Genomic DNA, 21,295 nt, shown 5'->3' with positions numbered 1-21,295 from the left:
TTACCAATCGCAGTCGAACCCAGGGCATCCGATGGACAAAGGCATTCTCAAGAACGTAGCGATCAATTTCTTCGGCCTCGTGCTGCCGACTTTCGTCTCGCTCGTGACCGTGCCGTCGTATATCAAACTGCTGGGCGTCGAGCGCTATGGCGTGATCAGTCTCGTGTGGACGCTGATCGGCTACTTCGGCATTCTCGATCTCGGCATGAGCATGGCCGCGCAGAATCACATTTCGAAAGCGCGCGCATCGGGCGACAAGGACGAAAGCGCGCGCGTGTTCTGGAGCGCGACGTGGCTCAATCTCGGGACCGGTGTAATCGGCGGACTGATCATTTATTTCGGCGCGTTTCTCTACACCGCGTATTTCACGAAGGTATCGCCGGAACTGCAGCACGAGGTCTACATGGCGTTGCCGTGGCTCGCGGTGGCGATTCCGCTGGCCAATGTCTCGTGGGTATTCGCAGGCGCGATCAACGGTGCGGAACGCTTCGGCGTCTACAACACGAATCAGACGATCGGCACTTTCCTGTTCCAGCTCTTGCCGCTCGGCGCGGCGCTCTGGCTCGGCGCGAATTTGCAGAACGTGCTCGCGGCAGCGGTGTTCGCACGCATACTCGCCGCGATCCTGCTCGGCCGTTCGGCGCTAAAAGTGCTTGAAATACGCAGTATTCTGCCGCCGCAGCTCGGCGTGGCGAAGGGGCTTTTCAACTTCGGCGGCTGGATGCTGATTGCGAGCGTCACCAACATGATCGCCGAATCGCTCGACCGCGTGATGCTCGGCACCAGTCTCGGCGCGCGCTTCGTCACGTATTACACGGTGCCGCAAAACCTCGTCACGCGTTTGAACATCGTGCCCACTGCGATGGTGCGCACGCTGTTTCCAAGGCTCTCCGCTGTGGGCCGCGCGGACGCCGACACGATCACGCAGCAATCGCTTGAATTTCTCAACGGCGTGTTCACGCCTGTCGCGCTGATCGCGATGCTCGTGCTCGAACCGTTTTTGCATCTATGGGTGGGCAATGAGATTGCGACCGTCGCGGCGCCGGTGGGACGCATCATGATCGTCGCCGTCTGGCTCGTCGGCCAGGCAAACGTGACGCGCATCCTGATCCAGTCGCAGGTCAATCCGGCCACGGCCGCACGCGTCGGCCTGTTCGAATTGCCCTTGTTTGCAGGGGCTTTGTGGTTCGGCATCGCGCATTTCGGACTGACCGGCGCGGCGATCGCGGTGGCCGGCCGCGCACTTTTCGACTACGTCGTGCTGCTGCGGCTCTCCGCAATCCGCGCGCGGCAGATCGCGCTCGACATGCTCGCTCACCTCGTTTTCCTGCTGGCGAGCCTCTGGCTCTCCGGCTTCCTGCCCGGCCTCGCGATGGCGATTGTCGCCGGCGTACTGATGGTCGGCGCGAACATCGCCTGGTCCATCACGATGACTCCCGCATTGCGCGATCTAGCGCGTTCACTGCTGTTGCGACTGAATCCGAGGAAAAGCGCATGAACCACGAAGTCCTTGAAGAAGCCGTGCTGCAACCGCCGACGCGCAGCGCACTGGCCGAACTGACCACGGCTCCCGCTATAGGCACGCCTTCGCGCGCCGCATCACGCGACAATAAAACCGTGCGCGTCGCGATCGTGCACGACTGGCTCGTCACCTATGCAGGCGCGGAGAAGGTGCTGGAACAGATCGTCGCGTGCTTTCCGGAGGCGGACCTGTTCAGCCTCGTCGATTTTCTCGACGACCGCAGCTTCCTGCGCGGCAAGCCCGTGACCACCTCGTTTATCCAGAAGCTGCCGCTCGCACGCACGAAGTACCGCACCTATCTGCCGCTGATGCCGCTCGCCATCGAGCAACTCGATGTGTCCGCGTACGACGTCGTGATCTCTAGCAGCCACGCGGTGGCGAAGGGCATTCTCACCGGGCCCGACCAGGTGCATATCAGCTACGTGCATTCGCCGATTCGTTATGCGTGGGATTTGCAGCATCAGTACCTGCAGCAGTCGAAATTGACGAGCGGCCTCAAGTCCGCGATGGCGCGGCTGATTCTGCATTACATCCGCAACTGGGACATCCGCACGGCGAATTCCGTGGATGGCTTTATCGCGAACTCGGAGTTCATCGCGCGGCGCATCAAGAAGGTTTATCAGCGCGATGCGCAAGTGATCTTTCCGCCCGTCGACGTCGATGCTTTCACGCTATGCACGGAGAAGGACGACTTTTATCTGACCGCGTCGCGCATGGTGCCGTACAAGAAGATCGATCTGATCGTCGAGGCGTTCGCGCGTATGCCCGAGCGCAAGCTCGTGGTGATCGGCGACGGTCCCGAGATGCAGAAGATCCGCGCGAAGGCGGGCGCGAATGTCGAGATCATGGGCTATCAGCCGTTCGAGGTGCTCAAGGACCGGATGAGCCGCGCGAAGGCGTTCGTGTTCGCCGCAGAAGAAGACTTCGGCATTTCGGTGGTGGAGGCGCAGGCGTGCGGGACGCCGGTGATCGCATACGGCAAGGGCGGGGCGCTCGAAACCGTGCGCGACGTGGCCGAGCCGCGCGCGACCGGCATGTTCTTCGACGAGCAAAGCGCGGACGCGATCATTGCCGCGGTCGAGCGTTTCGACGCACACGTCAAGCGTTTTTCGCCGCTGGATTGCCGCGCGAACGCCGAGCGTTTCTCCGCGGCCAATTTCCGCGAGCGCCTCTTCGCACACGTTCGCGCTGCGGTGCCCGCGCTGCGCAACGCAACGCTGCCGCCATACGTGCCGTATGTACCGGAGCGCGCTGAACCTGCGGCGAACGCGCCGCGCATTCTCGCGGTCGATCAAAGCGGCGTGCTGGGCGGCGCCGAATTGTCGCTGCTCGAGATCGTCAAGGCGCTGCGTTCGCGCATCGAGGTCGTGCTGTTCGACGACGGCCCGTTCCGCACCGCGCTCGACAAAGCGGGCGTGAGCGTCGAGGTGCTCGACGCCGGCGCGCTGCGCAACGTGCGCAAGCAGGGCGGCTCGCTGCCGAAGGGCGCGGCGCTGAAGGGTTTGTTGTCGCTCGTTCGGGCGACGGCCAAACGCGCGCGCAATGCGCAGGTGATCTATGCGAACACGCAGCGCGCGATGGTGATCGGCGCGGTCGCGGGCAAGCTCGCGAGGCGGCCGGTGGTCTGGCATCTGCGCGACATCGTGAGTCCCGAGCATTTCGGCGGCAAGCAGCTTGCGATCATCAAGTGGTGCGCGCGCCTCGGCCTTAGCCATGTGATCGCGAATTCGGCGGCATCGGCGCGTGCCTTTGCCGAACTCACGCAGTTCGACGACAAGCGTATCGACGTCGTATTCAACGGCATTTCCGCAGCCCCGTTCGACGCGTTGCGCGACGTGCCGCAAGCGACGCTGCGCGAGCGCCTGAACCTGCCGCAGGATGCGTTTCTGGTCGGCTCGTTCAGCCGGCTCGCGCGCTGGAAAGGCCAGCATGTGCTGCTCGAAGCGATGGTCCTCAATCCGCACATGCACGCGGTGCTGGTCGGCGCGCCGCTCTTCGGCGAGGATCAGTACGAGATCGAACTGCATGCGTTCGTCGCGGCGAACAAGCTCGGTGGCCGCGTGCATTTCCTCGGCTTTCAGCACGATATTCCGGCGTGCATGTGTGCCGTCGATGCGGTCGTGCATACGTCGATCACGCCCGAGCCGTTCGGCCGCGTGATCGTCGAAGGCATGCTCGCGCAGCGGCCCGTGGTGGCCGCACGCGCGGGCGGCGTGCTGGAGATCGTCGACGACTACGAGAACGGCGTGCTGTGTACGCCAGGCGATGCGCATGCGCTGGCCGACGCGTTGGCCGAACTGCGCTCGAATGCGGAACTGCGCGAGAGGCTCGTTAAAAACGGCTACAGGACGGCGCTGAGCCGTTTCGGCACGGAAGCGTATGTCGAGAGCGTCGAGCGGATTCTGAGGCGCGTGGCGGCGTCGGCGAAGAAGTCTGCGGATGCGTGACGCTTGAGGAAGGAGCGGGCGCTCGCGGTTGTGAGCGCCGCTTGCGTGAAAGAAAGAAAGCGGAGCATGAGTCAGCGACGAACTCGCCGGCCTTGCTCCGTTTTTTTTTCAGGAACGTTACAGCGCGCTTTTCGTTTTCGGTTTGAAACTGGCCGACCACTTCATCGCCGGCAATTCGACGAGACGATAGAACACATACGCGGCAGGCACCGCGACGAGCATGTACCCGAACGACGGCCAGATCGACATCTGCAACGACGAGCGGAACAGCAGCGACGAAAGCAGCACGAAGATCGGCAGATGAATCAGATACAGCGAGAAGCTGAAGTCGCCGAAGCGCGACAGCAGCCGCAGGCCCCAACCGGCGCGGCCGCTGCCGTTGCCCTTATTGCGGTCGTTGGGTTCCAACGCCTTGTACAGATAGAACGCGAAGCCGATCGCCCACAACTGGAACGCACCGTACTGACCGAAATGAAACGCCGCGCAGCCGAGCGCGATGCAGGCCGCCGCGAGCGCGTAAAGCCACCGCGACGAACGCGTTTGCAACACGCTGTGCGCCTTCGCGTCGGCGATCCATGCGCCGAGCGTCCACGAAAACCAGTATGACGTGAAGAACTGAATGTCGTGCCGCTCGAGCGCATAAGCCGACACGACATTGACCACGCCGACTATCGCGAGCACCGACGTCATGCCGATGCGCCGGCGCAGTGCGAACAGCAGCGGATAGATCGCATAGAACTGCACTTCGAGCGAAAGCGTCCACAGCGCGCCGTTCGATCCATAGGTCTTGCCGGCCACGCCTTGCAGCGAAAACAGATTGACGAGAAATGCCTCGAGGCCGATCTCGCGAATCTTGTGGCTCACAGGTGGCAATTGCAGACTGAACCAGTCGAGTGCGAACGTCAGCAGCAATGCCGCGAGCAGCACCGGATAGATGCGCGCAAAGCGGCGCGCCCAGAAGTTCGCCGCGCCGAGCCGGTAAGCGGGATTGGCGGCGAGCCGCAATGCGGCGCTGCGATGAATGCAGTAGCCGCTGATCACGAAGAAAATCGGCACGCCGGCCGAGCCCCACGCAATCGGAAAGGTCAGATAGGCGGCAATCGTATTCAGGCTGAATGAATGACCGGCGTTCTGGTGAAAGGCCTGCATGCCGACCCATTCGATCTGCCGGCAATGGAAGTACGCGACGAGCAGCGCGGCGAAGCCTCGCATTGCGTCGATCACATGTTCCTTGCCGGCGCTGTCGGCGCGCGCGTCGCTTTGCGCGCGCGGCGCGGCGGGTTTTGCCGCGGGTTTTGACGTAGGAGACAGGGGCAGGGATGAGCCGGCGGCATCCAGTGCTGAGTCGCTCATGCGCGGTCCTTTATTCGAAGTGGTGCAATGCGGATTCGCGCGATGTGCGCGCGGTGCATCACATGCTAGTGCACCGCGCGCACCAAAAATGGATAAAAAAATCGGCCATATTCTCCATTAAAAAGGCCATTTTGTGACGAATTGTAATTAGACATGACGAGCCGTATCGAATAATTATTTATCCGTTTTGTCATGCTAATTTGAAGCACGGATTCTCCTGATGAGAGGTGAAGTCATGAACCTGCATTTGCTGGCCGGCCTCGCCGTGCTGCTGATCCTCGTCGCCGCCTCCGCCTACCGGGAAGCGCTGCGTAATGAGCCGATCCGCCGTTTTCGCATCAATCCGGGCAAGCTGCCGCAACTCGACGAAAACGAAGAAGCCCGTTCGTAAAGCCGGCCGCGGCACGCCTCGTTGCGCGCGGACTCGCGCGCGCGGCGCGAGAAAATCCACGAGTAAATTTTTCGCAACTGCTTAAAAATAATTCGATTTTGCAATGTAATTGTTGCCTGTCTTGCGCATTACACGCCGCTCCAATGGATGCAAACCGGTTTTATTAAGCATTGTTTGAGAAATTTCACGCGTGATCTCGCGTGGCTTTTTTGTTAGCCTTTCCGGCGACGTCGAGCGGCCGCCATGCCCGCGACACCAATTTCTAACCGATCTGGGAATGCCTACCATGCTGAAAGTCACCAAAGCCGTGTTTCCCGTAGCGGGCCTCGGGACACGATTCCTGCCGGCTACCAAGGCAAGTCCGAAGGAAATGCTGCCTATCGTCGACAAGCCGCTGATTCAGTATGCTGTCGAAGAAGCGATTGCTGCCGGCATCACCGAAATGATCTTTGTCACGGGCCGCAGCAAGCGCGCTATCGAAGATCATTTCGACAAGTCGTATGAGATCGAGGCCGAGCTCGAAGCGCGCAACAAGCAGAAGCTGCTCGATCTCGTGCGCAGCATCAAGCCCGCTAATGTCGACTGTTTTTACGTTCGCCAGGCCGAAGCGCTCGGTCTCGGTCATGCAGTGCTGTGCGCGGAAAAGCTGGTCGGTCAGAGCCCGTTCGCGGTGATTCTCGCGGACGACCTGCTGCATAGCTCGAAGCCGGTCATGAGCCAGCTTGTCGATACGTTCAATCACTATCACAGCTCGGTGATCGGCGTGGAAACCATCGCGCGTGAAGACAGCCGCTCATACGGTGTGGTCGACGGCCGCGAGTGGGAAGACAACGTGATCAAACTCTCGGGCATCGTCGAAAAGCCCGCGCCGGACAAGGCGCCGTCGAACCTCGGCGTAGTGGGCCGCTACGTGCTGATGCCGACCATCTTCAAGCATATTCGCGCGCTGAAGCCCGGCGCGGGCGGCGAATTGCAGTTGACCGATGCCGTGCAGTCGCTGCTCACCGAAGAGCAGGTGCTCGCCTATCGCTACTTCGGCACGCGTTTCGATTGCGGCAGCAAGCTCGGCTATCTGAAGGCGACGGTGGAGTTCGCGCTGCGTCATCCGGAAGTCAAAGACGAGTTTGGAGCCTATTTGCAGGCTTATTTGCAGGCGAACGCGCACGGCGTGCCGCCGGAGTACACGGCTGAAGCGGCCTGATTCGGGCGGCGGTCGCTGCGGTCCACACGTAAATCACGCAGAAAGCGCGCAATACATCGCGCGCATTGAAATCGGGCGCCTCGCAGCAACGAGGCGTCCGTCTTTTTTTGCGGCTGCCGCTACTCGAACTTCAACGCTGTTCGCGCAGCGGCGAACCTCACGCCCGGTCCTGCTTCACTTCGAGCCGGAACTTGTGCAGCAACGGCTCGGTGTAGCCGCTCGGCTGCTGACGTCCTTCGAACACGAGCGCCTGCGCGGCCTTGAACGCAATCGTGTCGAAGCCCGGCGCCATCGGCGTGTAGAACGGATCGGCGGCATTCTGCTGATCGACCACTTTCGCCATGCGTCTGAAGGTCTCCTCGACCTGCTCGCGCGTGACCACGCCGTGATGCAGCCAGTTGGCGATGTGCTGGCTCGAGATACGCAGCGTCGCGCGGTCTTCCATCAGGCCGACGTCGTGAATGTCCGGCACCTTCGAACAACCCACGCCCTGATCGATCCAGCGCACCACGTAGCCGAGAATGCCTTGCGCGTTGTTGTCGAGCTCGGCGCGGATTTCATCGGCGCTCCACTTCGCCGTTTCGACGACGGGAATCGTCAGCAGGCCGTCGAGCAATTCGTCGCGCACCTTCGCGTAATCGGTGCGCTCGAGTTCCTGCTGAACCGCCTGCACGTCGATCTGGTGATAGTGCAGCGCATGCAGCGTCGCGGCCGTGGGCGAGGGCACCCACGCGGTGTTCGCGCCGGCCTTCGGATGCCCGATCTTCTGCTCGAGCATCGCGTGCATCAGATCGGGCATCGCCCACATGCCCTTGCCGATTTGCGAGCGGCCGCGCAGCCCGGCATGCAAACCGACCAGCACATTGCTGCGCTCGTACGCTGCAATCCAGGTGCTCGACTTCATATCGCCCTTACGCATCATCGGGCCGGCTTCCATCGCGCTGTGCATCTCGTCGCCGGTGCGGTCGAGAAAGCCCGTATTGATGAACGCGACGCGCTCCGATGCCTCGCCGATACACGCGAGCAGATTGACGCTGGTGCGGCGCTCCTCGTCCATGATGCCCATCTTGATCGTGTTGCGCGGCAGCTTCAGCAAGTCTTCGACGCGCGCAAAGAGCTCGCTCGCGAACGCCACTTCAGCCGGACCGTGCATTTTCGGCTTCACGATATAGATGGAGCCGGTGCGCGAATTGAGCCTGTTTTTGCGGTCGTGCAGCGCGCACAGCGTCGTGATGACCGCATCGAGAATGCCCTCGGGAATCTCGGCGCCGTCTTTCGTCAGCACTGCCGGATTGGTCATCAGGTGGCCGACGTTGCGGATAAAAAGCAGCGAGCGGCCATGCAGTTTGACCGGCGTCTTGCCGTCCGCGCCGACGTATTCGCGGTCCGCGTTCAGACGGCGCGTGAATGTCTTGCCGTTTTTCGTGACCTCTTCGGTCAGATCGCCGTTCATCAGGCCGAGCCAGTTGCGATAGAGCTGAACCTTGTCGCTCGCGTCCACGGCCGCAACGGAATCTTCACAGTCGATGATCGTGCTCACCGCCGCTTCGACCACCACGTCCTTGACATGCGCGGCGTCGGTCTTGCCGATTGAGTCGTTCGCGTCGATCTGGATTTCGAGGTGCAAGCCGTTATGCTTGAGCAGCACCGCCGAGGGCTCGCTCGCGTCGCCCTGATAGCCGATGAACTGCGCGGGCGCAGCAAGCTCGCTCGTGCCGTTTTTCAGCGCGACGACGAGCTTGCCGTCCTGCACGCTATAGCGCGTCGCGTCGGCATGCGAGCCGTTCGCGAGCGGCGCGGCTTCGTCGAGAAACTTGCGGGCATAGGCGATGACCGCCGCGCCGCGCACCGGATTGAAGCTCTTCTGACGCTCCGCGCCGTTGGTGTCGGGAATCGCGTCGGTGCCGTAGAGCGCGTCGTACAGGCTGCCCCAGCGCGCGTTCGCCGCGTTCAGCGCATAGCGCTGGTTCGACAACGGCACCACCAGTTGCGGACCGGCCTGTTCGGCGATTTCAGTATCGACGTTCGCGGTTGTCGCCTTCACGCCGGCCGGCGCGGGCACGATATAACCGATGCCTTCAAGAAACGCACGATACGCGCCCAAGTTGCGCACCGGGCCCGGATTCGCGCGATGCCAGTTGTCGAGTTCCGTTTGCAGGCGATCGCGCTCGGCGAGCAGCGCGCGGTTTTTGGGCGCCAGCTCGTGCACGAGGGCGTCGAAGCCCGACCAGAACGCGGCGCTGTCGATTCCGGTGCCGGGCAGGGCTTCGGTTTCGACGAACTGGTCGAGATTGGCGGCGACCTGCAAGCCGCCACGCGGGTTCATCTGAGTCATCGACTGCTCCATCTGTCTGAGTGGGGCCGATGTGGGGTATCGGCCCGCGTTGGGGCTACTGCTGACAAGCTGTCTGCTGCTGTTGCTGCGTTCGGTTCGCGGATCATGCGATCACGACGGCATTCGTGGCGCACGCGCCATGCTCATGGCCTTGCCGACATCAGACGCCGAGCGCCTGAATGCCGGCCTTCGCGATCTGCGCATCCTGATCGGACTTTACGCCCGACACGCCGACCGCGCCGATCACCTGGCCTTCGACGATCACCGGCACGCCGCCTTCCAGCGTACCGGAGAGCGGCGCGCTGAGAAACGCGGTGCGGCCATTGTTGATCATGTCCTCGTAAACCTTGGTTTCGCGACGGCCGATGGCCGCGGTGCGGGCCTTTTCGGTCGCGATATAGGCGCTCGCGGGCGCGCTGCCGTCCAGACGCAGCATGCCGAGCGGATGGCCGCCGTCGTCGGACACGACGATCGCGACGGCCCACCGGTTCTTCTCGGCTTCGGCACGCGCGGCTTCGAGGATGCGGGTCGTTTCGGCGATGGTCAGTACGGGTTTGCTCAGCATAATCAGGTTCCTGTCTCGTTCATGGTAGGGAGGCTTTGTGCCACTTCTTCCGGCTCGTGCGCATGTTCATGCTTGCAGTGGCTATCAAACGGGGCATAAAGCGCGGGCCGCGTCGACAGCCATGCTGCGTGCCAAGCTTTGGGATTTTACTTCCACGAGCGGCGGGAGGAAACGGCCGCCGTCCCAAGCTTGCGGCTCGAAAGGAACAAGCGGCGCGATTTGCCGATTTACAATCGCCCAAGTGCCTCATAAAAACCAGCGAGAACCCCACATCATGCCGACCATCAGCGAGCTATTTGTCTATCCGATCAAATCCTGCGCGGGCATTGCGCTGAATGAAGCGCGTCTGCTGGCCACGGGGCTCGAATACGATCGTTACTGGATGGCCGTCGATTCAAACGGCGAGATGCTCACGCAGCGCGCGTATCCGCGCATGGCGCTCATCAAGGTGGAGATTGCGGATCATGAACTCGTGATCCGCGCGCCCGGCATGAGCGAGTTGCGCACGCCGCTCGACGCCGCGCAACTCGGCGCTGTGAACAAATTAACTACGAAGGTATGGCGCGACGCGGCTTACGGACTCGACACCGGCGACGAATGCGCCGCCTGGTTCACCGCGTTTCTCGGCATGCCGGTGCGGCTGCTGCGCTTCGATCCCGAGCGCGAGCGCATTGTCGATCCCACCTACACGCAGAGCGTGGGCGGCGCCACGACTTATTTCGCCGATGGCTTTCCGTTGCTCGTGATCGGCCAGGCTTCGCTCGACGATCTGAACACGCGTCTGAACGCGAAAGGCGCGCCGTCGATTCCGATCGACCGGTTTCGTCCGAACATCGTGCTGAACGGGCTCGATGCCTATGAGGAAGATTATGTGGAGACGCTCGGCATCGACGGCGCGCAAACCTCGGGGCCGCGCGTCGAACTGCGCCTTGTGAAGCCATGCTCGCGCTGTCCGATGCCGACCATCGACCAGGCGAAGGGCGAGCGCGATCCCGAATGGCCGAACGAACCGACCGACACGATGAGCGCCTATCGCGCGAATCCGCAGAGGAACGGCGCGGTCACGTTCGGCAACAACGCGGTCGTCGCGAGCGGGGCGGGCACGTGGCTGCGCGTGGGGCAGACGGTCGAAGCGGAGTTGGGCTTCGGCGATTAGCTGGGTTTTGCAGCGCGGCCGCGCGCGTGACGTGCGTCACGCAGCCCGAGCACGCGCCGATTCATCGTGCGATGCCGCGTCTTGCACCCACATCGCTTCCACACTTTCGCCGATCGCATCGCCCACCAGGATCACGGCGGGACTGCCGAAGCCCTCGTCGGTGGCATCCGCGGCGAGACGATCGAGGCGCGTCAGCAAGCGCCGTTCATTCGCGCTGCCGGCCCATTGCACGACTGCTGCGGGCGTGTCGGCGGGCAGGCTCGCGAGCAACGCTGCGGCGAGGCTCTCGATCCGCCGCATGCCCATATAGATGGCAAGCGTGGTGCGCGTCGCGGCGAGCGCGGCCCAATCGGGTTCGCCGTGATCCTCTTTGTGCGCGGTGACGAAGGTCACGCCATGACAATGGCGACGGTGCGTGAGCGAAATGCCGAGGCCCGCCGCGGCAGCAAAACCCGATGAAATGCCGTTCACGATCTCGACCGGAATGCCGGCCTCGCGCAGACTCGCGAGTTCTTCTCCCGCGCGGCCGAACAGCAGCGCTTCGCCGCCTTTCACGCGCACCACATGCAAGCCCTTCTGCGCGTAGCGCCGCATCAGGCGCTCGATAAAAGCCTGCGGCGTCGAGCGGCAGCCGCCGCGTTTGCCGACGCGAATCACGCGCGCTTGCGGCGCGAGCGACACGATCTCGGGATTGGCCAGGTCGTCGAGCAGCACGACGTCGGCGGCGGCGAGCGCTTTCGCGGCCCGCAGCGTGAGCAGATCGAGTTCGCCTGGGCCGGCGCTCAATAACGTGACCTTGCCGGAGTTCGTGTTCATCGCGATGTCCTTTTGATTCTCTGGTGGCCGACGGCTTTGGTGTGCCTCGCGTGCCGCCGGCGCAAAAACAAAAACGGCGTCCTCTCGCGATGATCACGAGGGGACGCCGTTGTCCGATGCTGCTGCGTTGCTTGCTGTGTTGCTGACTTGTTCGATGCGTCGCGAGGCACTGCGTTGTGTCTCGCGCGATGGTCGCGTGTTGCGCTCCGGCTGCGTTGCCGGAGTCGAACGTTGCACGCGACGCGCATCGTGTTTATGCAAGGAGCAGGCCAACGAAGCGCTTGCGCGGTAATGACGTGCGTATTCGTTGGACGCAAAGCGCCGATGACTCGCGCGCCGACGCTCGCGCTCCCGCATTCGAGTCGCCGTTGCACGCTTGAAAAAGCCGGGTAGGGAGCGCGCTTCCCGCGCCGCCGATCCACGCACGTTTCGCACGCACACAGTGCTGCGTCGCACCATCGCTGTGCTGACGTGCATCGAAATACGTCGCGCGTCGAGTCCTTCATACGATGCCGCGATTCCTCGCAAACCACGCGCTGCAAGGCTCACGAGCCTATAAAACCCGATTGGCACAGCCCTTGCATTTAACGGTGCCATCGGATCAACGACGATCCGCCGTGAGCGCACACAAAGCGCTCGCCGCAGCACCCAGGTCAGGACAACGGCGTCCCCCGAATTCAGTCATCGACTGGGTTCGCGGGACGCCGTTTTTATTTCCGGCGCCGCTTTGCCGATGACGGCAGCGCGGCAGCCGATGCCCAGCACATTGAGGAAACCGCGGTCATGAAAATCATCGTTATCGGTCACGGGATGGTCGGTCACAAACTGGTCGAGTGTCTGGCGCAAGAGGCCGCGCACGGCCTCGACATCACCGTGCTGTGCGAAGAGCCGCGTCCCGCGTACGACCGCGTGCACCTGTCCGAATTCTTCGCGGGCAAGTCCGCAGACGACCTCTCGCTTGTCGAGCCCGGCTTTTTCGAGCGCGAGAACGTGCTGCTCAAACTGAACGCGAAGGCCGTTTCGATCGATCGCGACGCGCACACGGTCGCGCTTTCCAGTGGCGAGACGCTTGCCTACGACAAGCTCGTGATGGCCACCGGTTCGTCGCCGTTCGTGCCGCCCGTGGCAGGCCGCGAGCGCCGCGATTGCTTCGTCTACCGAACTATCGAGGATCTCGAAGCGATGCAGGAATGCGGCGCGCGCTCGAAGACGGGCACCGTCGTCGGCGGCGGGCTGCTCGGTCTCGAATGCGCGAAGGCGCTGCGCGACATGGGCCTGCAAACGCATGTGGTCGAGTTCGCGCCGCGCCTGATGGCCGTGCAGGTCGACGAAGGCGGCGGCCGCGTGCTGCGCGCGAAGATCGAGGAACTCGGCGTGACGGTCCACACGCAGAAGAACACCACGGCAATCGTCGACGGCGAAGCCGGCACGCACCGCATGCAGTTCGCCGACGGTTCGCATCTGGACACCGACATGATCGTGTTCTCCGCAGGCATCCGTCCGCGCGACGAACTGGCGCGTGCATGCGGCCTCGAAGTCGGCGCGCGTGGCGGCATTTCCATCGACGCGGCGTGCCGCACGAGCGATCCCGACATCTACGCAATCGGCGAATGTGCCGCATGGAACGGCATGGTGTATGGCCTCGTCGCGCCGGGCTACGACATGGCGCGCGTGGCCGCGAAACATCTGCTCGGCGACGACGCGGCCTTCGCGGGCGCCGACATGAGCACGAAACTGAAGCTGATGGGCGTGGACGTCGCGAGCATCGGCGATGCGCACGGCACGACGCCGGGCAGCCGCGCGTACCAGTTCAGCGACGAGCGCAAGCAGGTCTACAAAAAGCTGGTCGTCTCCGAATGCGGCAAGCAGTTGCTGGGCGCGGTCATGGTCGGCGACGCGAGCGAATACGGCACGCTGCTGCAGATGATGCTCAACGGTATCGAGCTGCCCGAGTCGCCCGAATTCCTGATCCTGCCGCCAAGCGACGGCGCCGCGAAACCGGGCCTGGGCGTCGACGCGTTGCCCGACACCGCGCAGATCTGCTCGTGCAACAACGTGTCGAAGGCCGAACTGTGCGCCGCCGTTTGCGCGGGCGCGACCGACATCGGCGCGTTGAAATGCGCGACCACGGCGGGCACGTCGTGCGGCGGCTGCGTGCCGCTCGTCACGCAGGTGATGAAGGCCGAGATGAAGAAGCAGGGCCTCGCCGTGAACAATCACGTATGCGAGCACTTTGCCTATTCGCGCCAGGAGCTCTATCACATCGTGCGAGTGGAAGGCGTGCGCAGCTTCGGCGAACTGCTGTCACGGCACGGCCACGGTCTGGGCTGCGACATCTGCAAGCCGGTGGTGGCGAGCATTCTCGCGTCGTGCTGGAACGAATTCGTGCTGAAGAAAGAGCACGCGTCGTTGCAGGACACGAACGACTACTACCTCGCGAACATCCAGCGTGACGGCACCTATTCGGTGGTGCCGCGCATGCCGGGCGGCGAAGTCACACCCGACGGCCTGATCGCCGTCGCGCAGGTCGCGAAGAAATACGGCCTCTACACGAAGATCACTGGCGGTCAGCGCGTGGACCTGTTCGGCGCGCGCGTCGAGCAGTTGCCGCTGATCTGGGAAGAGCTGATCGCAGCCGGCTTCGAATCGGGGCATGCGTACGGCAAATCGCTGCGCACGGTGAAGTCGTGCGTCGGCTCGACGTGGTGCCGTTATGGCGTCGGCGATTCGGTCGGGCTCGCGGTCGAACTCGAGAACCGCTACAAGGGCTTGCGCACGCCGCACAAGATCAAGTTCGGCGTGTCGGGCTGCACACGCGAATGCGCGGAAGCGCAGGGCAAGGACGTCGGCGTGATCGCGACCGAGAAGGGCTGGAATCTCTATGTGTGCGGCAACGGCGGGATGAAGCCGCGGCATGCTGAACTGATCGCGTCGGACCTCGATCGCGAGACGCTCGTGCGCTACATCGACCGTTTCCTGATGTTCTATGTACGCACCGCCGACCGTCTGCAACGCACCAGCGTGTGGCGCGAAAGCCTGGAAGGCGGGCTTCAGTATCTGATCGACGTGGTCGTACACGACAAGCTCGACGTCGCCACGGAACTCGAAGCGGACATGCAGCGCGTGGTCGACACATACGAATGCGAGTGGAAGAAAGCGGTCACCGATCCCGAGACGCGCAAGCGCTTCCGTCACTTCGTCAACAGCGATCAGGCCGACAGCACCGTGACGTTCGTTCAGGAGCGCGGACAGATTCGCCCGGCCACGCCGGAGGAACGTCAGTCGAAGCTCGCTGCGATTCCTGTCGTAGTCGAAACCGTTTGATTTTTAGCGTCATCGAAAATGAGGAGCTCCGCCATGAGTAACGACCGCTTGCCGCAAACCTGGACCCCTGTTTGCACGCTCGACGACATCGTTCCGAACACGGGCGTCTGCGCGCTCGTCAAAGGCGAACAGGTCGCCGTATTTCACGTGAACACGGACCAAGATCAGGCCGCCGTGTACGCGATCGAAAACTTCGATCCGGGCTCGCGCGCGGCCGTGCTTTCGCGCGGGCTGATCGGCAGTCTCGGCGAGCGCGTCGTGGTGGCTTCGCCGATCTACAAGCATCACTTCGATCTGCGCACCGGCGAGTGCCTCGAAGCGCCCGCGCATTCCGTCAGCGCATTTCCCGCGCGCGTCGAAAACGGCCAGGTGTGGGTCGCCGTTTGAGCCGGTACGTTTCACCGCTGCATAAGAACGGCCCGCATGGCACAGACGTTGCATTGACAGCGCGGGGTCCAAACAGAGTGATCATTCCGGTGCGCGGCGAAGCATACGGCCAGCCGGGTGATCGAAAATCAGTTTAATGAGGATGTCTGATGAAAAACGTGATGAGCTCGCTTAAGAGCGGCGATTGGCGCGCGCTGGTGGCGTGTTTCCTTTATTTCGACACGGGCTTTACCGTGTGGGTGCTGTATGGCCCGCTCGCGCCGTTCATCAGCAAAAGCATTTCGATGACGCCGGCGCAGCAGGGCCTGCTCGTCGCGGTGCCCGTGCTCTCCGCGGCGATCCTGCGCGTGACGCTCGGCAACCTCTATCAGTCGGCGCACGGCAAGCGCATTGCGCTGCTCGGCGTGCTGCTCTCGGCGGTGCCGACCATCGTGTTGCCGGTGCTGCCGTTCGTTCCGTCGTACACGCTGCTGCTTGTGCTCGGCGTGTTTCTCGGCGTGGGCGGTGCGAGCTTCGCGGTCGCGTTGCCGATGGCCGGCAGCAACTATCCGCCGAAAGTGCAGGGCCTCGTGCTGGGGCTTGCCGCTGCGGGCAACATCGGCGCGGTGCTCGACGGCTTCCTGTTTCCGCAGCTCGCCACGCACTACGGCTGGCAGGTCGCAACCGGCGGCGCATTGCCGCTGCTCGCGATCGCCGCGATCACGCTGTACTTCTGGGCCAACGACTCCGGCGTGAAGACAGGCAGCGTGCTGCGTGCCTTCGGCGGTTTCGCGGTGACGCTCGTCGGTCTGATCGTGCTCGTGCTGCTCGTCGAAGCGGGCATCTTCGGTTCGGGCAAGACCGGCGTGCTGCTGTTGCCGGTGATCGGCGCGCTGCTCGCGATTGCGGTGCTGCCCAAGCGCTATCGCTCAGTGCTCGCGGAGCGCGATACGTGGGTCATCATGCTCGTGTACAGCATCACGTTCGGCGGTTTCGTCGGCATGTCCTCGTATGTTTCGCTGCTGCTCACCAACCTCTATCAGCTCTCGAAGATCGACGCCGGCCTCTTCATGGCGTTGCTCGCCGCAACCGGCGCGCTGGTGCGTCCGCTCGGCGGCCTGATCGCCGACAAGGTGTCCGGCGTGCGTGCGCTGACGGTGCTGCTCGCGACGATTTCGCTGTGCGACCTTGTGTTCGCGGCAGTCATGCCTTCGCTCGCAGGCGGCATCGCGCTGCTGGTGTGCCTGTACCTGGCGTTCGGACTCGGCAATGGTGCAACGTTCCAGCTCGTGCCGCATCGCTGGGCTGGCCGCACGGGCTTGATGTCGGGCATCGTCGGCGCGGCGGGCGGGATTGGCGGTTTCTATCTGCCGGTCGTGATGGGTATCGCGAAGGAAAGCACCGGTTCGTATCAGATGGGCTTTGCGACCTTCGGCGCGCTGGCCGCCTGCGCGTTCCTCGCGATCGTCGCGCTGCGCCGTCCGTGGATGGCGTGGTCGATGCAATCTGCCGGCATGCACGCGCATGCTACGGAGTGATGCGGCGCTTTGATCTGAACCTTCACAAACAAATAGCGTGAGCACGATAGAACGGATTCAGACAGTGCGGGCCGACGCAGCGCAAACCGACGTGTCCAGCGAAGTGTTGAGCTCGTTGATCAACATCGCTGGGCGTCAACGGATGCTCTCGCAGCGCATCGTCTTCAAGGCGATGCTCGCGCTGCGTCAAAGCGACGGCGCGCTCGCGATCGCGCGAGACACGCTGCGCACTTTCGCGGACAGTCACGCGGCGCTCGTGCAAGGCCGCGATGGTCTGCCGGGGCTCTTTTCACCGGCGCTGCGCGAGGCCTTTCACGGCACGGGCAGTGACAAAGACAAGGGCAACGGTAGCGGACACGTCGCGAAGAAAATCGCCGACTTCATCGCATTGGCGTCGGCCGCGCTCGACGAGATAGGACGCAACTCGGCACGCGACTCGGCACGCGCTGAAGACGCCGTGCAGGCGTTGATCGCTTGCGCCGATCCGTTGCTGAACGACCTGCATGGCATCACGGCTGTCTACGAACAGGAGAGCCGGCGCATTGCCCGCTTGCAGAAAAAAGAGCAGCAGCAATTGATCGAACGAATCAAGTCGATCGCGAAGGAAGCGCATATCGTGTCCTTCAACGGTCAGATCGTGGCGAGCCGCACCAATGTGACCGGTCGCGAGTTCGCGGTCGTTGCGGGCGTGATGACTTCGATCACGAAGGAACTCGAGTCCGTGGTGAGCGCGTTCGTGAAGAAGACCGCGTCCGCCTGATCCGCGCGCCGAGGTCTGCCGACACGATGCTATCCCGGCTATGCTTGACGTTTTCGCCAACGTCGGGTCAGCCATATGAACAGCGGATCGCAAACGGTGTGGGAAACGGTGTGGCAGACGGCCAAGGGTGAGTTCTCGGACCTCGGCAGCGCGGCCGATCTGACTCAGGTGCTGATGCGTCTCGGCATCGCGCTCGTGCTCGGCGGCGTGATCGGTTTCGAGCGCGAGATCTCGCGGCGCGATGCCGGCATGCGCACGCATATGATGGTCGCCGTGGGCGCGGCGCTATTCGTCGTGGTGCCGCTGCAAGCCGGCTTTTCGCAAGACAATATGAGCCGCGTGCTGCAAGGGCTCGTGTCGGGCATCGGCTTTCTCGGCGCGGGCGCCGTCATCAAACTCAGTGCGCAGCGCGAGGTGCGCGGCCTGACGACGGCCGCAAGCCTGTGGCTGAGCGCGGGTGTCGGCATGGCGGCGGGCCTTGGGCGCGAAGCCACCGCGATTCTGAGCGTGGTCATTGCGCTGCTGATTCTCTCGAGCGCGCGGCTCGTGAAAGGCCGCGCGCATCCACGAAAATAAGCGTGCGTCGACGTTAGAACTTATGACGCAGCGCGACTCGCGCGGCGACCTGCGTACCCGTCGACGACGGCGCCTGCACGCCCGGAATAAACGCGTTATCGAGGATCGAATGCGTCGAGTCTCCCGTGACCTTCTGATACACGCCCTGCACGTAAACGTCCGTGCGTTTGGACAGGTTGTAGTCCGCCATCAGACCGGCCGAATGAATCTTCGGCTTCACGCCGCCTGACGACGCGTCGTAATTCTCCATCGTGTACACGTACTGCGCACCGACGAAGAACGCGGGCGTGAACTGGTATTTGCCGTTCACTTCGAAGTTCTGGTACTTCAGCGTGTTCAACGTCACGCCCGCCGCCGCGAGCGGCACGCCGATATAGCCGTTGCCCGTTGGGCTCCTGTAGCTGGAGTTCGTATAAGCGAAACCGGCGGTGGCCGAGCCGAACGTGTAGTTGATGCCGCCGCCGAAAATCCGCATGCGTCCGGCGATGAAGCTCGCGTCGTTCGCCGTGATTGCGCCGGTCGCGCCCACGCCGGGGTTATTCGCCTGCAGATAGGCGGCCGCAATCAGAAGGCCGCCGGTCGCGTACTGCGCGCCGAAGCTGTACGCGCGATTGTTCGCGAAGTTCGTGTCGTTGCTGAAGCTGTAGACGCCGCCGAACTGCAGGCCCGCGAAGTTCGGGCTCGCGTATTTCACGCTGTTGCCGAGGCGAAACGAGTTGTCGGTGTTGTCGTTGTCGTACGGATGCGCGAACAGATAGCCGGCCCAGTTGCCGTTCGCCGTCGTCTGCGCGAGGTAGTCGACGACGGAGTCGTACTGTCGTCCGAACGTGAGCGTGCCGAACCGGTTGTCGCTCAAACCCACGTACGCCTGGCGGCCGAACATGCGGCCGCCCTGGCCGAGCCGCCCCGAATTGATGTCGAAGCCGTTCTCCAACTGGAACACGGCCTGCGTCCCGCCGCCCAGATCTTCCGAGCCCTTCAGGCCCCAGCGGCTGCCTTGCGCGTAGCCGCTCGCCATTTCCCACACTGCACCGTGTCCGGCGTTGTTGGTGTAGTCGAGGCCTTCGTCGAGCACGCCGTACAGCGTCACGCTGCTTTGCGCGAAGGCGCAGGGACTGGCCAGCGAGGCGAGGGCGGCGATAGCGCCCGCAATGGCCTTGGCACTAGCCGTGGCGAACAGGTTCTTTCTCATCATCGTGAACTCCAGACGTTGGTAATGAGCGGCCGCGCATGAGGACTCGGCGCGGCCGCTGCTTTTTGGCGAAGCCCGGATTCTGCTATTCGAGATGCGGCTCGCGTATGAGGCACATCCCTGGATAAACGTGATTTTTTCGAATGTTTGTCCCGCGAATTATTCGCTTGTGGCCGGTAATCAGGCCGACAAAAATTCCGTCCATGCACTTTTGCATGAAGACGGAAACGCAAGGCATGCGTTTTCCGCAGGCAAGAAAACGAAGGAGACGAACATGCGACTCGACCGGAACTATGTGAACGGCCGCTTTCTCGAACCGGCCGCCGATGCCGGTTCACCCACGCATCAGGCGTTGATCGCCGTCCACAACCCAGCGACCGAAGCGCTCATTGCGCACGTCACCGCCGCGACTCGCGCGGAAGCCGTGGCCGCCGTCGATGCCGCCGCGCTCGCGCAAAAGGCGTGGCGCAAGCTGCCGTCGGTGGAACGCGGCGCGTGGCTGCACAAGCTCGCCGACGCGCTCACCGAATGCGCGCCGGCCATCGGCGCGGCGCTCGCGCTCGAATCGGGCAAGAGTCTCGCCGATGCCACGAACGAAGCGATCTACGCCGCGCAGATCACGCGTTACCACGCAGAGTGGGCGCGGCGCATCGAAGGCGAAGTGATTCCAAGCGATACGCCCGACGAAAACCTCGTGCTGCATCGCGAGCCGATCGGCGTGGTCGCGTGCCTGATTCCGTTCAACTACCCGGTCTACACGTTCATGCGCAAGGTGGCGCCCGCGCTGATCGCGGGCAACACGGTCGTCGTGCGCCCAAGCAACAACACGCCGACCTCGGCGTTCGAAATCGCGAAGGCCGTCGAGAAAGCCGGTTTGCCCGCAGGCGTCGTCAACATTCTCGCGATGGATCATGCGACCGCCGAAGCGCTGTGCACGCATCCCAAGGTCGGCATGATCACGTTGACGGGCAGCGTCGGCGCAGGCCGCAAGGTGCTCGATTACTGCAAGGCGAATATCGCGAAGCCGTCGCTCGAACTGGGCGGCAAGACGCCGGCCATTATCGAAGCCGACGCCGATCTGGAAAAAGCCGCGCGTGAACTGGTCGCGTCGAAAACCACGCACTGCGGCCAGCTTTGCACGGCGATCGAACGCGTCTATGTGCAGGAAAGCGTGCATGACCGCTTCGTCGCGCTGCTCAAGCGCCACATGAGCGCAGTCGAGTTCGGCGACCGCGGCGAACAGCCGTCGCTGATGGGTCCGCTCGTCAATGAAGCATCGCGTCAGTCGATTCACGCGATGGTCGCGCGCGCGGTTGCAGCAGGCGCGACGCTGGAAACAGGCGGCAAGCTGCCGGCATCGACGGAACGCAAAGGGTTCTTCTATCCGGCCACGTTGTTGTCGAACTGCCGGCAGGACATGGAGATCGTGCAGGAAGAGACCTTCGGCCCCGTGATGCCGGTCGTCAAATACCGCACGCTCGACGAAGCACTCGAGATGGCCAACGATCACCAGTTCGGTTTGTCGTCGGTGCTTTACACCGAGAACTATCGCAGCGCGATGAAGATCGCCAACGGCATCGAGGCGGGCGAGTTGTATGTGAACCGCACGCCGGCCGATCCGTATCAGGGCTTTCATGCGGGCTGGAAACGCTCGGGGCTCGGCGGCGACGACGGCAAGCACGGCATGCTCGAATTCACGCAGACGCGTCTTGTCGTCATGAAGTACTGATGCAAACACGCAGCAAAACCGCTG

16 protein-coding genes are annotated in these 21,295 nt (G+C 63.1%); 11 read left to right on the top strand and 5 right to left on the bottom strand.

Going from position 1 to position 21,295, the window contains the following annotated elements; genetic code table 11:
* The first annotated feature begins 31 nt into the window (after positions 1 to 31).
* Both AB6809_RS08390 and AB6809_RS08385 read left to right on the top strand, forming a co-directional pair.
* Entirely contained in the window at positions 32 to 1,498 is a 1,467-nt protein-coding gene (locus tag AB6809_RS08390) for a flippase (protein WP_006049005.1), read from the top strand.
* Positions 1,495 to 3,969, top strand: a complete 2,475-nt coding sequence (locus AB6809_RS08385; RefSeq protein WP_371026342.1) for a glycosyltransferase family 4 protein — start codon at positions 1,495 to 1,497, stop codon at positions 3,967 to 3,969. Before AB6809_RS08390 ends, AB6809_RS08385 begins: the two co-directional genes overlap by 4 nt.
* A 117-nt stretch (positions 3,970 to 4,086) precedes the next feature.
* Here AB6809_RS08385 and AB6809_RS08380 read toward each other — a convergent pair whose 3' ends face one another.
* Entirely contained in the window at positions 4,087 to 5,322 is a 1,236-nt protein-coding gene (locus AB6809_RS08380; RefSeq protein WP_029968437.1) for an acyltransferase, read from the bottom strand.
* Positions 5,323 to 5,542: 220 nt separating this feature from the next.
* On the opposite strand from AB6809_RS08380, the gene AB6809_RS08375 reads away from it, so the two are divergent.
* Together AB6809_RS08375 and galU are read left to right on the top strand one after the other, a co-directional pair.
* On the top strand, positions 5,543 to 5,713 hold the full coding sequence (locus AB6809_RS08375) for a hypothetical protein (protein ID WP_371026452.1): 171 nt from the start codon (positions 5,543 to 5,545) through the stop codon (positions 5,711 to 5,713).
* 286 nt (positions 5,714 to 5,999) lie between these two features.
* Entirely contained in the window at positions 6,000 to 6,914 is a 915-nt protein-coding gene (galU, locus tag AB6809_RS08370) for a UTP--glucose-1-phosphate uridylyltransferase GalU (protein ID WP_006049009.1), read from the top strand.
* Positions 6,915 to 7,071: 157 nt separating this feature from the next.
* Here galU and AB6809_RS08365 read toward each other — a convergent pair whose 3' ends face one another.
* Both AB6809_RS08365 and AB6809_RS08360 read right to left on the bottom strand, forming a co-directional pair.
* Positions 7,072 to 9,249 (bottom strand): malate synthase G, encoded by a 2,178-nt coding sequence (locus AB6809_RS08365; RefSeq protein ID WP_371026341.1) that lies wholly within the window; start codon positions 9,247 to 9,249, stop codon positions 7,072 to 7,074.
* A gap of 160 nt (positions 9,250 to 9,409) precedes the next feature.
* Positions 9,410 to 9,814, bottom strand: a complete 405-nt coding sequence (locus AB6809_RS08360) for a heme-binding protein (protein WP_006049011.1) — start codon at positions 9,812 to 9,814, stop codon at positions 9,410 to 9,412.
* Positions 9,815 to 10,088: 274 nt separating this feature from the next.
* Here AB6809_RS08360 and AB6809_RS08355 point away from each other — a divergent pair, with 274 nt between their 5' ends.
* Positions 10,089 to 10,970, top strand: a complete 882-nt coding sequence (locus tag AB6809_RS08355; protein ID WP_371026340.1) for an MOSC domain-containing protein — start codon at positions 10,089 to 10,091, stop codon at positions 10,968 to 10,970.
* Between the two features lie 36 nt (positions 10,971 to 11,006).
* Here the strand turns inward: AB6809_RS08355 and cobA are convergent, their stop codons facing one another.
* The gene (gene cobA / locus AB6809_RS08350; RefSeq protein ID WP_371026339.1) at positions 11,007 to 11,786 is read right to left on the bottom strand and encodes a uroporphyrinogen-III C-methyltransferase; all 780 of its coding nucleotides are present in this window, start codon (positions 11,784 to 11,786) and stop codon (positions 11,007 to 11,009) included.
* A gap of 783 nt (positions 11,787 to 12,569) precedes the next feature.
* On the opposite strand from cobA, the gene nirB reads away from it, so the two are divergent.
* From nirB to AB6809_RS08325, 5 genes are all read left to right on the top strand, one after another.
* Entirely contained in the window at positions 12,570 to 15,110 is a 2,541-nt protein-coding gene (gene nirB, locus AB6809_RS08345) for a nitrite reductase large subunit NirB (protein WP_371026338.1), read from the top strand.
* 33 nt (positions 15,111 to 15,143) lie between these two features.
* Positions 15,144 to 15,497 carry a nitrite reductase small subunit NirD gene (nirD, locus tag AB6809_RS08340; protein ID WP_006049015.1) on the top strand — a complete coding sequence of 118 codons (354 nt, stop codon included), beginning with the start codon at positions 15,144 to 15,146 and terminating at the stop codon, positions 15,495 to 15,497.
* A gap of 149 nt (positions 15,498 to 15,646) precedes the next feature.
* The gene (locus AB6809_RS08335; protein ID WP_006049016.1) at positions 15,647 to 17,014 is read left to right on the top strand and encodes an MFS transporter; all 1,368 of its coding nucleotides are present in this window, start codon (positions 15,647 to 15,649) and stop codon (positions 17,012 to 17,014) included.
* 37 nt (positions 17,015 to 17,051) lie between these two features.
* A complete protein-coding gene (locus AB6809_RS08330; protein ID WP_371026337.1) occupies positions 17,052 to 17,774 on the top strand; it encodes a type IV pili methyl-accepting chemotaxis transducer N-terminal domain-containing protein in 723 nt (240 codons plus the stop codon).
* 75 nt (positions 17,775 to 17,849) lie between these two features.
* Positions 17,850 to 18,350, top strand: coding sequence for an MgtC/SapB family protein (locus AB6809_RS08325; protein WP_006049018.1), 501 nt, complete (start codon positions 17,850 to 17,852; stop codon positions 18,348 to 18,350).
* 13 nt (positions 18,351 to 18,363) lie between these two features.
* Here the strand turns inward: AB6809_RS08325 and AB6809_RS08320 are convergent, their stop codons facing one another.
* Complete coding sequence (locus AB6809_RS08320) at positions 18,364 to 19,542, bottom strand: porin (RefSeq protein WP_371026444.1); 1,179 nt, start codon at positions 19,540 to 19,542, stop codon at positions 18,364 to 18,366.
* Between the two features lie 274 nt (positions 19,543 to 19,816).
* On the opposite strand from AB6809_RS08320, the gene aldA reads away from it, so the two are divergent.
* The gene (gene aldA / locus AB6809_RS08315) at positions 19,817 to 21,271 is read left to right on the top strand and encodes an aldehyde dehydrogenase (RefSeq protein WP_371026336.1); all 1,455 of its coding nucleotides are present in this window, start codon (positions 19,817 to 19,819) and stop codon (positions 21,269 to 21,271) included.
* The last annotated feature ends 24 nt before the right edge of the window (positions 21,272 to 21,295 follow it).

Origin of the sequence: Paraburkholderia sp. RCC_158 (genome assembly GCF_041355255.1) — a bacterium.
Lineage (GTDB): Bacteria > Pseudomonadota > Gammaproteobacteria > Burkholderiales > Burkholderiaceae > Paraburkholderia > Paraburkholderia graminis.
This window is presented reverse-complemented; position numbering and strand designations above follow the sequence as displayed.